Annotated in this window: 11 protein-coding genes; 4 read left to right on the top strand and 7 right to left on the bottom strand. The window is 69.2% G+C overall.

The window, feature by feature from the left end; genetic code table 11:
- Positions 1-65: 65 nt before the first annotated feature.
- Positions 66-500: a phasin family protein gene (locus SGCZBJ_RS19565; protein ID WP_101719622.1), complete on the bottom strand. Its 435-nt coding sequence runs from the start codon at positions 498-500 to the stop codon at positions 66-68.
- 335 nt (positions 501-835) lie between these two features.
- On the opposite strand from SGCZBJ_RS19565, the gene SGCZBJ_RS19560 reads away from it, so the two are divergent.
- Entirely contained in the window at positions 836-2,146 is a 1,311-nt protein-coding gene (locus tag SGCZBJ_RS19560) for a D-alanyl-D-alanine carboxypeptidase family protein (protein ID WP_101719621.1), read from the top strand.
- Positions 2,147-2,220: 74 nt separating this feature from the next.
- On the opposite strand, the gene SGCZBJ_RS19555 is transcribed toward SGCZBJ_RS19560, so the two are convergent.
- Both SGCZBJ_RS19555 and mipZ read right to left on the bottom strand, forming a co-directional pair.
- A complete protein-coding gene (locus SGCZBJ_RS19555; protein WP_101719769.1) occupies positions 2,221-2,649 on the bottom strand; it encodes a J domain-containing protein in 429 nt (142 codons plus the stop codon).
- Positions 2,650-2,679: 30 nt separating this feature from the next.
- Positions 2,680-3,516: a division plane-positioning ATPase MipZ gene (mipZ, locus tag SGCZBJ_RS19550; protein ID WP_101719620.1), complete on the bottom strand. Its 837-nt coding sequence runs from the start codon at positions 3,514-3,516 to the stop codon at positions 2,680-2,682.
- Between the two features lie 203 nt (positions 3,517-3,719).
- Here mipZ and panC point away from each other — a divergent pair, with 203 nt between their 5' ends.
- A complete protein-coding gene (gene panC / locus SGCZBJ_RS19545) occupies positions 3,720-4,571 on the top strand; it encodes a pantoate--beta-alanine ligase (RefSeq protein WP_101719619.1) in 852 nt (283 codons plus the stop codon).
- 180 nt (positions 4,572-4,751) lie between these two features.
- Here panC and SGCZBJ_RS19540 read toward each other — a convergent pair whose 3' ends face one another.
- Entirely contained in the window at positions 4,752-5,150 is a 399-nt protein-coding gene (locus SGCZBJ_RS19540; RefSeq protein WP_101719618.1) for a DUF1489 family protein, read from the bottom strand.
- Positions 5,151-5,318: 168 nt separating this feature from the next.
- On the opposite strand from SGCZBJ_RS19540, the gene SGCZBJ_RS19535 reads away from it, so the two are divergent.
- Complete coding sequence (locus SGCZBJ_RS19535; protein ID WP_101719617.1) at positions 5,319-6,620, top strand: cation:proton antiporter; 1,302 nt, start codon at positions 5,319-5,321, stop codon at positions 6,618-6,620.
- Positions 6,621-6,747: 127 nt separating this feature from the next.
- On the opposite strand, the gene SGCZBJ_RS19530 is transcribed toward SGCZBJ_RS19535, so the two are convergent.
- A complete protein-coding gene (locus tag SGCZBJ_RS19530; RefSeq protein WP_101719616.1) occupies positions 6,748-8,712 on the bottom strand; it encodes an acetyl/propionyl/methylcrotonyl-CoA carboxylase subunit alpha in 1,965 nt (654 codons plus the stop codon).
- Between the two features lie 211 nt (positions 8,713-8,923).
- Here SGCZBJ_RS19530 and SGCZBJ_RS19525 point away from each other — a divergent pair, with 211 nt between their 5' ends.
- Positions 8,924-9,955, top strand: a complete 1,032-nt coding sequence (locus tag SGCZBJ_RS19525) for a glycoside hydrolase family 43 protein (protein ID WP_101719615.1) — start codon at positions 8,924-8,926, stop codon at positions 9,953-9,955.
- Here the strand turns inward: SGCZBJ_RS19525 and SGCZBJ_RS19520 are convergent.
- Together SGCZBJ_RS19520 and SGCZBJ_RS19515 are read right to left on the bottom strand one after the other, a co-directional pair.
- The gene (locus SGCZBJ_RS19520; RefSeq protein ID WP_101719614.1) at positions 9,952-10,872 is read right to left on the bottom strand and encodes an SUMF1/EgtB/PvdO family nonheme iron enzyme; all 921 of its coding nucleotides are present in this window, start codon (positions 10,870-10,872) and stop codon (positions 9,952-9,954) included. The genes SGCZBJ_RS19525 and SGCZBJ_RS19520 overlap by 4 nt on opposite strands.
- Positions 10,872-12,644, bottom strand: coding sequence for an arylsulfatase (locus tag SGCZBJ_RS19515; protein ID WP_101719613.1), 1,773 nt, complete (start codon positions 12,642-12,644; stop codon positions 10,872-10,874). The genes SGCZBJ_RS19520 and SGCZBJ_RS19515 overlap by 1 nt, the downstream gene beginning before the upstream one ends.
- Positions 12,645-12,648: the final 4 nt, after the last annotated feature.

Below are 12,648 nucleotides of genomic sequence, written 5' to 3'. Positions count from 1 at the left end.
GTCCGAGCCTGAAGGCTGGGTAGACTTGGAAACGGCCCGCAAGCGGGGCCGTTCCGAATTTCGAATTAGCGAGCGGCCTGGAACTTCTCGACCGTGGCGGTGACGCGCTCGTTCAGCGGCTTCACCGAGTCCTTGATCGAGGCCGAGACGATCTCCGAGGCCTTGCTCAGCTGGGCGATGTAGGCTTCCAAAGCCGACTTGGCCCAGGCGGTCTGAAGCTCGACGGCTTCCTGCACGCTCTTGGCGCCGGCCAGGGCCTTGGCCGCGGCGACTTGATCCTCGGCGGCCTTCTTCGAGTAGGCGAAGGCCTCGGCGCCCAGGGCTTCGGCGCCCTTGGTCGCGGCGGTCACCGAGGCGACCACGGCTTCGAGGTTCTTCTTGGAATGGGTGTTGGCTTCGGCCAGGGCGGCGAGGGACTTGTCGACACCGTCCTTGAACGCCTGGTTGCTGGCGGTGGAGTATTGCTCGACGGTGCTCTTCAGGGTCTCGGTGACGGCCATGGGGAGGGCTCCTGGGCGGGTCATGGTGGGACGACGCGACCTTGTTAGGGTTTCAAGCCGCGATCCCGCGCCATGCGTTGGGACGACATGGTTTTCTCATGTTGCAGTGCAGCAGTCAAACGATTTTGTGCAGCGCACCATAACCCTAGGTGAAGCTGCTCCGTACCCTGACCGCATGCCGAGCGAAGCGTTGCCGCAACGCCTAAGTTTTATCTTAATGTGCGGCGAAATCGCTCACCAGTTGTTTACTTTGGCGTAAGGCGACAACGCGCATGCTAGCTCTCACGCGTGTGGCGGTGCGGAACCGCTCAGTTCAAATGACGGACGTTTGTCGCATGTTCGCCAAGCTTAAATCCGCCCGTCGCCTCCTCGTCGCCGCCGGCCTCGCCGCGGCTTCGCTGGTTGGCGTCGCAGCTCCCACCGTCGCTTCGGCCCAGATCCCGTACCTGCAGCTGAACGCCGCAGAACCCAAGTACGCGGCCATCGTGATCGACGCCAACTCGGGCGAGGTTCTGTACGACAAGCGCGCCGACAGCCCGCGCTATCCGGCCTCGGTCACCAAGGTGATGACGCTGTACCTCACCTTCGAGGCGCTCAGCGAAGGCCGCCTGAAGCTGACCGACCGCGTGCCGATCTCGCCGCGCGCCGCCGCTCAGGCCCCCACCAAGATGGGCCTGCGTCCGGGCGACAGCCTCAGCGTCGACGAGGCGATTCGCGCCATGGCCGTTAAGTCGGCCAACGACATCGCCACCGCCATGGCCGAGAAGCTGGGCGGCAGCGAAAGCCGCTTCGCCGCACTGATGACCCTGCGGGGCCAGGAGCTGGGCATGCGTAACACCCGCTTCGTCAACGCTTCGGGCCTGCCCGACAGCCGCCAGATCAGCACCGCGCGCGACCTGGCCATCCTGTCGCGCGCCACGATGCGCGACTTCCCGCAGTATTATTCCTACTTCAGCCTCAAGGGCTTCGAGTTCCGCGGCGGCTACGTCCGCGGCCACAACCGCCTGCTCTCCAGCATGGAAGGCTTCGACGGCCTGAAGACCGGCTACACCAATGCGTCCGGCTACAATCTCGCCGGCTCGGCCGTGCGTGACGGCCGCCGCCTGATCGCCGTGGTCCTGGGCGGCTCGTCGACCGCCTGGCGCGACAACAACATGGAAGACCTGCTGACCACCGGCTTCGACGTGATGCGCCGTCGCTCGCACGGAGAGCGCACCAGCATCGCCGCCAACCTGTACGAAGAAGATCCGACCGGCCCGATCATGCGCCCCTCCTCGGAAGAGGGCGACGGCGACCAGGCCGGCCTGAAGATCGTGCTGACCGACAACCCCAAGCCCGCCCCGGTGAAGGTCTCCCCCACCCTCAAGGCCGCCAAGGACGCCGCCAAGCCGGCTCCGAAGAAGGCCAAGGGCGAATGGAGCGTCCAGGTCGGCGCCTTCCAGTCCAAGAGCCTGGCCAACAAGCAGCTGGGCATCGTCCGCGATCGCTTCGCCAAGGCCGTGGCCGACGCCGAGGGCGCCGTGGTCAGCGCTGCCGGCGGCGCCTTCCGCGCCCAGTTCCAGGGCATGACCGCCGACGCCGCCCGCGCGGCCTGCTCGGCGATCACCGCCAAGCGCCAGCCCTGCATGGTCATCGCCCCGCGCTGATCCGGCCTGGAGCTAGAAACAGAGAAGCCGGCGACCTCGCGGTCGCCGGCTTTTTCTTTGGCCGTGCGTGGCCCTCACCGCCCCTTCAGCAGCCGGTCTCGCGCCGCGTTGAGCTGCGCCGCCAGGCCCGCCGTGCCGCCCTTGTCGGGATGGGCCAGGCGGATCAGGCGGGCGTAGGCGGCCTGGATCTCGTCGGGGCCGGCCTTGGCGTCGACGCCGAGGATCGAGCGGGCCTCGTTGGCGGAAAGTTCGGCCTTGCCAGGCTCGGCGACCTTGCGGACCACCGGCCGCTGGCGGGCCGAGGTGGCGCACCACAGGCCGATCACGCCCAGGGCGATGGCCACCGGCCACTGGCTGCGAATGCCGGTATAGGCCGCGCCGGCGAAGGCGGCGGCCGACATGACGCCCGCGCCGATGCGCCAGCCTTCGCCGGCCAGCAGCGGCTTATGCTTGCCCCACAGCAGCCAGGCGACGACCACCGCGCCGAGGATCAGATAGAACAGCATGCGCGGCCCCGGCGCCGCCCCAGCGGATTACTGGGCGGCGAGCAGAGTTTCGCCCGAGAAGGCGGCCAGGCCAAGCGAGTGCATCAGGGCTCGCAGTTCCTGGCGCGCGGCCAGGTGCTGCAACGACACCGGCACCGGGCGGACCTGGGTCGACAGGTCGGCGATGGTCAGGCCGAACGGGAACAGCTCGCGATAGATCACGCGGTCGCGCAGGCCGGGGCCCATGCGGAAGCCCACGCGCTTGGCCAGGGCCGTCAGGCGGTCTTCCAGGCGCTTGCGGTTACGGGCTTCGGTGGTGGCCAGGCGATTGCGCAGCACCACCCAGTCCAGCGGCTGGCGCTGGCCGGCCATGGCGCGGGCCTTGCGGGCCTCCCACACCGTCTGGGAATAGAGGCTGGGCTTCTGCAGCTCCATGGTCACCGGGTCGACGTGGCCCAGCATGTCGAAGTCGACGAAGCTGTCGTTCATCGGCGTGACGATCAGGTCGGCCAGGCCGTGGGCCATGCGGGTGATCTGGGTGTCGCCCCCGGGGGTGTCGATCAGCACGAAGTCGGCGACCTCGCGCGCGGCCAGGAAGGCCTTCTCGAACGCGGCCACCTGCTCGGCCTCCGACGCCGCCGCCAGGGCGATGTCGTCGTCGCTGAGACGGAAGGTCTGCGGCATCGGCAGCTTGACGTCGTTGCCGGCCAGCCAGGCCGCGCGGTTCTCGCAGAACCGCATGCTGGTGCACTGGCGCAGGTCCAGGTCCATGATCGCGACCCGGGCGCCGCCGTACAGCAGCGACGTCATCAGGTGCATCGCGATGGTGGACTTGCCGGCCCCGCCCTTTTCGTTGCCGACGACGATCACGCGCGTTTCGGCCATAGGCTTCATCCTTCGTTCCGCCGACTCGGGCGAATCTAACCAAAATCTTAACGCGCATGAAACGCCCTGCGCGCTCCTAGCGTCAATCTTATGGCGCCCTGCGTCCACAGACTCGGTGTCGCAGGTGGACCCGCTGTCCCATATCGGCCATAAGCCGCGCGTCCGAACGCTCGTTTTTGCGTCGCAACAGAGTCTCCCCCGACATGACCCGTATCGTCCGCACCGTCGCCGAATTGCGTGAGCAGGTCCGCGCCTGGAAAGCCGCCGGCGAGCAGGTGGGCCTGATCCCGACCATGGGCGCGCTGCACGACGGCCACCTGTCGCTCGTCCGCCTGGCCCAGACCAAGGTCAAGCGCACCGTGGCCAGCGTCTTCGTCAATCCCAAGCAGTTCGCCCCGCACGAGGACTTCGACGCCTATCCGCGCGGCGAAACCCGCGACGCCCAGCTGCTGGAAAGCGCCGGCTGCGACCTGCTGTTCGCCCCCAACGCCGCCGAGATGTACCCGCAGGGCTTCTCGACCACGATCAACCTGACGGGCGTGTCCGAGCCGCTGGAAGGCGCGGCCCGCCCGCAGTTCTTCGGCGGCGTGGCCACCGTCGTCACCAAGCTGCTGATCCAGGCGGAGCCGGACATCGCCGTCTTCGGCGAGAAGGACTACCAGCAGCTCCAGGTCATTCGCCGCGTAACCCGCGACCTCGACCTTCCCGTCGAGATCGTCGGCGCTCCGACCGCCCGGGCCGAGGATGGCCTGGCCCTCTCATCGCGCAACGCCTACCTGTCGACCGAGGAACGCGCCGCCGCCGTGGCCCTGCCCAACGCCATGAAGGCCGCCATCGCCGCCGTGCAGGCCGGCGAACGCGTCGAGACCGCCGAAGCCGCCGGCAAGGCCGCGCTCGAGGCCGCCGGCTTCCGGCAGGTGGACTATTTCGATTTCCGCGACGCCGACGACCTGTCGCGCCTGGGCCCCGACGCCCTGCCCTCTGGCGCAAGGCCGCGCCTGCTGGCGGCCGCCTGGCTGGGCAAGACCCGGCTGATCGACAACATGGGCGCGTGAAATGGGGGCGCCTGAAGGCGCCCCTAGGCCTTCGCCACCAGCGCGATGCCGACGGCGATCATCATCGCCAGGAACAGCAGACCCATGCCGAGCGCCATATAGGCCAGTCGCATCTTCGCTCTCCCTGAAGAAGGTCGAGCGAGGATCGTCTCACGCCTCGGTTGATGATCCGCTAAGCGATCACCAGGCGCCAAGCTCCCGGAGTTGGCGAGCCAGTTCCGGCGGCAGGTCGGCGGCCTCGCCCTCTGTCAGGTCGGGCGGCGCGTCCTCGGGCTTCAGATAGCGCCAGCCCTGGAAGGCCCGGCGCGGCTGGGGCGCGACGCGGACGATGGCCGGATCCACCGTCACCTCGCAGCGCGCATTCTGCCCCTCGCCCACCGTGTCGATGGCCAGGATCGTCTGGCGGCACAGCACCTGGCCCTTGAACACCCGATACAGCGAGCCGCCGTCGAGGATCTCGTCGATCCGCTTGGGGGTCATGCGGGTATGCATCACCCAGGGATGGCCTTCCTTGTGCCAGGCGACGAGGTCGTCGATCGTGTCGCAGCCGACGACCAGCTTGATCATGTGCAGAGCCATGCAGCCGATGTAGCGCGCTCCAACCACGGCGCAAGCGCCAGCCTTCGCCGTCGACGTGACAACGCTATCATTTAACATCTAGGTCCGGTTCCAGACCGGTGATATCGGAGCATCAAGGGAAGAGACGCCGACCGTCGAAGGACGGCGCGATTTCGGGGGAACGGGACCATGACGGCTGCTGAGCTCAGCGTTGTCTTCTTTCTACAGATGTTCGTGATCATCGCCGTCAGCCGCCTGGTCGGCTGGCTCGCGAAAAAGTACCTGGGCCAGCCCCAGGTGGTGGGCGAGATGATCGCCGGCGTCCTGCTGGGGCCGTCGCTGTTCGGCCTGCTGGCGCCGGACATCCAGCACATGCTGTTCCCCAAGGACTCCAAGAGCGTCCTCTATGTCGGCGCCCAGATGGGTGTGGGCCTCTACATGTTCCTGGTGGGCCTTGGCTTCCAGGCCGACCACTTCAAGAGCAACGCCAAGAGCGCGGCGGCCGTGTCGCTGTCGGGCATGGCCGCGCCGTTCCTGGTGGCCGTGGCCATCGCGCCCTGGCTGCTGAGCCTTGGCCTGTTCGGCAAGGGCATCGACACCTTCCAGGCCACGCTGTTCATGGGCGCGGCGATCTCGATCACCGCCTTCCCGATGCTGGCCCGCATCATCCACGAGCGCGGCCTCTCGAAGACTCCGCTCGGCACGCTTTCGCTGTCGGCCGGCGCCATCGACGACGCCGGCGCCTGGACGGTGCTGGCCATCGTGCTGGCCACCTTCGGCGGCGGACCGGCCGTGGCGATCAAGGCCATCGTCGGCGGCGCGGTCTTCGTCGCCTTCATGGTCACCCTGGGCCCCAAGCTCCTGGCTCCGCTGGGCCGCTGGGCCGAACGCGAAGGCAAGGTCACGCCCAACATCCTGGGCGTGGTGGTCATGCTGTTCATGCTCAGCGCCTGGGCCATGGACGCGGTCGGCATCCACGCGGTGTTCGGCGGCTTCATCCTGGGCACGGTGCTGCCGCGCGGCGTGCTGAGCCGCGAGGTCAAGAAGCAGTTGGAGCCGTTCGCGGTCGTACTGCTGCTGCCGATGTTCTTCACCTTCTCGGGGCTGCACACCCAGCTGACCATGGTCAACAGCGTCAGCCTGGTCGCCGTGACCCTGGTGATCCTGGCCGGCTCGATCCTGGCCAAGGGCGGCGCCTGCTGGGCCGCCGCGCGCCTCACCGGCCAGGACAACGCCACCGCCTGCGGCATCGGCGCCCTGATGAACGCCCGCGGCCTGATGGAGCTGATTATCATCAACATCGGCCTGCAGAAGGGCATCATCGGCCCGGCGCTGTTCTCGATGCTGGTGCTGATGGCGATCATCACCACCCTGATGGCCAGCCCGCTGTTCGAGATCCTCTACGGCAAGGCCGCCCGCGCCCGCGGCGAGCTGGGCGCCCTCGACGAAAGCGACGACGAGGACAGCGAACTGGCGAGGGCGCCGGCTTAGCCGCTGCGCGGCCCCCTCAGTCGCTCCGCGACAGCTCCCCCAGAGGGGGAGCATCTTCTTGACGCGGCCGCTCTTGGATCCTCCCCCTCTGGGGGAGGTGGCCCGAAGGGCCGGAGGGGGTCGGCCTTCAGGCCGACGCCTCCAGCCGCGCCAGCACCACGCCCTCGGCCACCTGGCCGCCGGCCACGGCCGACAGCTCGCCGACCACGCCGTCGAACGGCGCGGCCAGGGCGTGCTCCATCTTCATGGCTTCCAGCACCAGCAGGGTCTGGCCCTTGGTCACGGACTGGCCGGCCGAAACCGCCACGGACACCACCTTGCCGGGCATCGGCGACAGGATCGCCCCGTCCGAGGCCCCGCCATGGGCGCCGCCGCCGACCTGGGGCGCGAAGTCGAACTCACGCACGTCGCCGCCCTCGAACACATAGAGCGGATCGCGGCCGTAGACGCCGGGCAGCACGTCGACGTCGTCGAGCGGTCGGCCGTCCTCCACGGTGATGTCCCACGACCAGTCGTCGCCGGCGCCAGTCACCAGGCCCACGCGCAGCGGAACCTTGGCGCCGTCCACGGTCAGCGGCAGCGCCATGGCCGCGCGCGGCGCGCCCATGCGGAAGCCGAGCAGGCGCGAAGGCGCGCTGGCCCAAGGATCGGCCTTGGGCTGGTCGGCGGCCATGAAGGTCTCCAGCCGCTGGCCGATCGCGGCCAGGGTCGGGGCGTCCGAGAACTGGCGTTCGATCAGTTCGTCCAGCCGCGCGGCGATGAAGCCGGTGTCGATCGCGCCCTCGACGAAGTCCGGATGGCTGGCGCAGGCGGCCAGGAAGGCGGCGTTGGTCTTCACGGGGTAGACCTCGACCAGCTTGCAGGCCTCGGCCAGGCGATGGGCCGCGTCCTCGCGGTCGACGCCGTGGGCGATCAGCTTGGCGATCATCGGATCATAGAAGGGCGTGACCTCGCCGCCCTCCTCCACCGCGCTGTCGACGCGCACGTCGCCCTCGGGCAGGCGGAAATGCTTCAGCGGACCGGTCGAGGGCAGGAATCCGGTGGCCGGGTTCTCGGCATAGAGGCGCGCCTCCATGGCCCAGCCTCGCAGCTCGATCTCGTCCTGGGCCAGCGGGAGAGGCTCGCCCGAGGCGACTCGCAACTGCCATTCCACCAGGTCCTGGCCGGTGACCATCTCGGTGACCGGGTGCTCGACCTGCAGACGGGTGTTCATCTCCATGAACCAGATGCGGTCGGCGCGCAGGCCCTCGCTGGCGTCGGCGATGAATTCCACCGTGCCCGCGCCCACATAGCCGACGGCCTGGGCCGCGCGCACGGCCGCGCCGCACACCGCCTCACGCGTCTCCTCGTCCATGCCGGGGGCCGGAGCCTCCTCGATGACCTTCTGGTGGCGGCGCTGCAACGAACAGTCGCGCTCGAACAGGTGCACGACGTCGCCGAACTGGTCGCCGAACACCTGCACCTCGATATGGCGCGGGCTGGTGACGTACTTTTCCAGCAGCACGCGGTCGTCGCCGAAGCTGGCGGCGGCCTCGCGACGGCACGAGCCCAGGGCCTCGACGAAGTCTTCGGCCCGGTCGACCTTGCGCATGCCCTTGCCGCCGCCGCCGGCCACGGCCTTGATCAGCACGGGGAAGCCGATCTTGGCGGCTTCGGCGGTCAGCCGCTCGACCGACTGGTCATCGCCCAGATAGCCGGGCGTGGTCGGTACGCCGGCCTCGATCATGACCTTCTTGGCGGCGTCCTTCAGGCCCATGGCGCGGATCGCCGACGGCGGCGGCCCGATCCAGACGAGCCCTGCATCGATCACCGCCTGGGCGAAGTCGGCATTTTCCGACAGGAAGCCGTAGCCGGGGTGGATCGCCTCGGCGCCGGTCTGGCGCGCGGCGGCCAGGATCTTGGCCGGGTCGAGATAGCTTTCACGGGCCGGCGAGCCGCCGATCAGGATGGCCATGTCGGCCTCCATCACGAACGGAGCGTGGCTGTCGGCCTCCGAATGGACGGCGATGGTGCGCACGCCCATCTCGCGCGCGGTGCGGATGATCCGGCGCGCGATCTCGCCGCGATTGGCGATCAGAACCGACTCGATCAACGCGTTCCTCCTCGGGACAAGACAGTTTCGGGCCTGCCTTTGTCGCATGCTTCGTTATCGGTCGAGGTTTATGCCCTAAAATACCGATAGGCCAGCACGACCTTTGCCGCACACCACGACAACGCCGCCAGCTTGCCCCCTGCCCTCGCCGTTGCAAAGCGCCGCCATGTCTTCCTAGATCGCGCTTCGTATCGCGTCGCCCGGAGGAAGCATGCCCATCGACACCTCGCGACGGGCGCTGGCGCTCGGGGCCGCCGCCCTGGCGCTGGCGCCCGCCGCCGTCCGCGCCGAACCGATGCTGCGCCTGCCGAACATGCCGCTGCACGACCCGTTCATGATCGCCGACCAGAAGGCGGGCCTCTACCGGCTCTACACCTCCAACATCGCCCGTCTGAGCGGAACGCCGGGCCTGGGCACGATGATGTACGTCAGCCGCGATCTGCTGGATTGGGAAAAGCCGCGCTGCGTGTTCTCGGCGCCTACTGACGCCTGGTTCAAGGGCGGAGCCTGGGCGCCGGAAGTGCACCAGTGGCGGGGCCGCTGGTTCCTCTTCGCCACCTTCCACGACGAGGCCGCCCTGCTGCCGCCGGCCGGCCGGCGCAAGCCCTACCGGCGCGGCACGATCCTGGCCATGGCCGACAGTCCGGAGGGGCCGTTCACCGTGGTCCGAGGCGGCGAGCCGGTCGCGCCGAAAGCGCTGATGACCCTGGACGGCACGCTCTACGTCGCTCCCGACGGGCGGCCCTTGTACGTCTATTCGCGCGAGTGGCTGCAGGTGGGCGACGGTGCGATCGAGGCCCTGCCCCTGACCGACGATCTGGCCGCCGCCGGCCCGTCCCGCACACTCTTCACCGCCAGCCAGGCGCCGTGGGCCGACGGCAAGACGCAGCCGGAAGGTGACCTCGCCTATGTCACCGACGGCCCGCAGCTCTTCACGACCATGACGGGCCAGTTGCTGATGCTGTGGTCCAGCTACGACAAGAACGGCTACGTCCAGTCGCAGGCGCGCTCAAAGAGCGGAACGATCGAGGGACCGTGGGAGCAACTGCCGCCGCTGGTCCGCCACGACAGCGGCCACGGCATGCTGTTCACCCGCTTCGACGGCCAATTGATGATGGTGGTCCACCGCCCATTCAAGAACGCCCGGGGCAAGCTCTACGAGATGCGCGACGCGGGCGACCGACTGGAAATCGTGCGGCAGCGAGTGGATTTGGACGGGGACGAGAAATCCCTCTCTCTTTAAGAGAGGGAGGGTTTCTCGTACGCCACCCGGAACCCGACGTGCGAGGTTCCGATCCCCTCCTCCTGGGCCTGCCAGGCGGCGGGGCGGAAGTTGGCGCAGTAGTTGAAGGCGCAGAGGAACGAGCCGCCCTTGATCAGGCGCTCGACGCCCGAGGTTCCGGCGGGACTGGCCGTCCACTCCCAGACGTTGCCGATCATGTCGACCAGGCCGAAGGCGTTAGGCGAAAAGCAGCCGACCGGCGCTAGGCCCGTGAAGTGATCTTCGTTGCTCTGGGCCAGCGGGAACTCGCCCTGCCAGGTGTTGGCGGTGGGCTTGCCGTCGTCGTCATAGGCCCAGGCCTGCGGTGCGCGCGGGCCCGACTGGTCGCCGCGGGCGGCCCGCTCCCACTCGGCTTCGGTGGGCAGGCGCCCCCCGGCCCAGCGGGCGTAGGCGGCCGCATCGGCATAGGCCACGTGCACCACCGGCTCGTCGGCATGGGCCAGGTCATCGGCCCCGCCGCCGTGGGGACGGCGCCAGCTAGCCTTGCGGACCAGCTTCCACCATTGGCCGGCGTCGTCCATGCCCGACAGGTGCTCGGGCTGGACGAACACCGCCGAGGCCCCGTCGCGCTCGCCCTGCGTGACGTAGCCGGTGGCGTCGACGAAGGCGGCGAACTGGCGGTTGGTCACCTCGTGGCGATCGAGCCAGAAGCCCTCGACCTTCACCGCCTTGCCCGGCCGCCCCGGACCGTCCTCGCCCAGCGACACCTCGCCGGCGGGAATGAAGGCGCGGCCTTCCTGGGCCTTGCAGGCGCCCGCGGGCGCGGCGCGGATCGCCGCGACCTCGACGCCCGCCGGATCGGCGGTCGTGAAGCCGCCGGCCGCAAGGCCCGCGACCAGGGCGACCACCGCCGCTGCACCAGGAAGGCCGCGCCGCATCAGCGCGCGCCGGACTTTGCGGGCGCGGCCGCACCGGCGGCCGGCTGCGGCGGCGGCAGGACCACGCCGTTCTGGGCGGCGTAGCGGTTCCAGGCCTCGACCAGCTCCTTCAGCTTGTCGGGTTGACTGGACGCCAGGTCGACGGCCTCGGCCGGGTCGCTCTTGAGGTTGAAGAGCTGCCAGTTGGCCGGCAGCACGGCTTCGCGGGAATAGGCCGCCCCGCCCGGGGCCGACGGCAGGTAGACCGCCTTCCAGTCGCCCTGGCGCACGGCGCGGCGGAAGAACAGCTCCCAGGCCACCAGGTCCTGCGGGCCGCGCACACCGGCGTCGGCGCTGGCAAGCGCAGGAACCCACGAACGACCGATCGAGGGGGCCACCGCGCGGCCGCGATAGGTTTCGGGGCGCTTCACGCCGGCCAGTTCCAGCACCGTCGCCTCGACGTCGGCCACGTGGGCCAGGGAATCGACGATGCGGCCGTCGCCCTTGACGCCCGGCCCCTCGACGATGGCCGGCGTGTGGATGCCGCCCTCGGTGGTGTAGCCCTTGACCTGGCGGGTCGGCGCCGTGGCCGCCTGCGCCCAGCCGGGGCCGTAGCCTACGTGCGAGGAGCCCGCGCCCAGGTTGTCGAAGCTGTTGTCGACCGGCAGCGTCGCCAGCTTGGCCGGATCGGGCACGCCGCGGATGGTGTCGATGCGGCTGCCCTCGGCGCCGTTGTCCGACAGGAAGACGATGACGGTGTTGTCGTACTGGCCCGAGGCCTTCAGGGCGGCGACCACCTTGCCGATGTTCTGGTCCATGCGGTCGACCATGGCCGCGTAGATCTCCATGCGGCGCGACTGGTCCTTCTTCTGCTCAGGCGTCAGCGAGCTCCAGGCCGGCGTGTCGACGAACGGGTGCGGCTTGACGTCCTTGGGAACCAGGCGCAGCGCCTTCAGCCTGGCCAGCCGCTGTTCGCGCAGCGCCTCGTAGCCGGCGTCGTAGCGGCCCTTGTACTTGGCGATGGTTTCGGGCGGCGCCTGCAGCGGCCAGTGCGGCTCGGTGAAGGTCAGGTAGGCGAAGAACGGCCGGCTGTCGCCCGCGCCCTCGCGGATGAACTGGGCCATCTTGTCGCCGTAGAAGTCGGCCGAGTAGACGCCCTTCGGATAGGTCACGACCTTGCCGTCCTCGCGGAAGGTCGAGGCGACGCCGGCGGCCTTGTAAGCCTCGGTCTGGTCCTCCCCGAAGTGGTTCTGCAGGCCCTGCAGCAGGGCGTAGGAGCGCTCGAAGCCGCGCGCCGTCGGCGACTGGTCGTCGGCCAGGCCAAGGTGCCACTTGCCGGCCATCAGGGTGCGATAGCCGCCGTCGCGCAGCAGCTCGGCGACGGTCACCGAGCGCTCGTTGAGATAGCCCTCGTAACCGGGCCTGCCCTTCTGGCCGGGGGTCAGCACCTCGGCCATCGAGCCCAGGCCCACCTGGTGGTTGTCGGACCCCGTCATCAGCATCGAGCGGGTCGGCGAGCAGGTCGGCGCGGTGTGGAAGCCCGACAACCGCACGCCGGCCTTGGCCAGGGCGTCGAGGTTGGGCGTCTCGATTTCGCCGCCGAAGGCTCCGAGATCAGAATAGCCCAAGTCATCGGCGACGATGATCAAGAAGTTCGGACGCTTCTCGACCGCGCGGGTCGCGGCTGGAACCGTAGGTTCCGCGGCGCTGGCGAGGCCGCCCGCGAGGCTGGTGGCGGCGATCAGGGCGCCGGCCAGAAGCCGTCCGCGCAGGGTCGTGTGATGGGTCTTCATGACG

This window comes from Caulobacter zeae (assembly GCF_002858925.1).
Taxonomy (GTDB): domain Bacteria; phylum Pseudomonadota; class Alphaproteobacteria; order Caulobacterales; family Caulobacteraceae; genus Caulobacter; species Caulobacter zeae.
The sequence above is the reverse complement of the archived record's forward strand: the minus strand, read 5'-3'. Positions and strand labels throughout refer to the sequence as shown.

What these genes read in the sequence shown, in the direction of transcription:
- SGCZBJ_RS19565 (WP_101719622.1), bottom strand. Translation starts at nt 500, where the DNA reads ATGGCCGTCACCGAGACCCTGAAGAGCACCGTCGAGCAATACTCCACC.
- SGCZBJ_RS19560 (WP_101719621.1), top strand. Translation starts at nt 836, where the DNA reads ATGTTCGCCAAGCTTAAATCCGCCCGTCGCCTCCTCGTCGCCGCCGGC.
- mipZ (WP_101719620.1), bottom strand. Translation starts at nt 3,516, where the DNA reads ATGGCCGAAACGCGCGTGATCGTCGTCGGCAACGAAAAGGGCGGGGCC.
- panC (WP_101719619.1), top strand. Translation starts at nt 3,720, where the DNA reads ATGACCCGTATCGTCCGCACCGTCGCCGAATTGCGTGAGCAGGTCCGC.
- SGCZBJ_RS19540 (WP_101719618.1), bottom strand. Translation starts at nt 5,150, where the DNA reads ATGGCTCTGCACATGATCAAGCTGGTCGTCGGCTGCGACACGATCGAC.
- SGCZBJ_RS19535 (WP_101719617.1), top strand. Translation starts at nt 5,319, where the DNA reads ATGACGGCTGCTGAGCTCAGCGTTGTCTTCTTTCTACAGATGTTCGTG.
- SGCZBJ_RS19525 (WP_101719615.1), top strand. Translation starts at nt 8,924, where the DNA reads ATGCCCATCGACACCTCGCGACGGGCGCTGGCGCTCGGGGCCGCCGCC.
- SGCZBJ_RS19520 (WP_101719614.1), bottom strand. Translation starts at nt 10,872, where the DNA reads ATGCGGCGCGGCCTTCCTGGTGCAGCGGCGGTGGTCGCCCTGGTCGCG.
- SGCZBJ_RS19515 (WP_101719613.1), bottom strand. Translation starts at nt 12,644, where the DNA reads ATGAAGACCCATCACACGACCCTGCGCGGACGGCTTCTGGCCGGCGCC.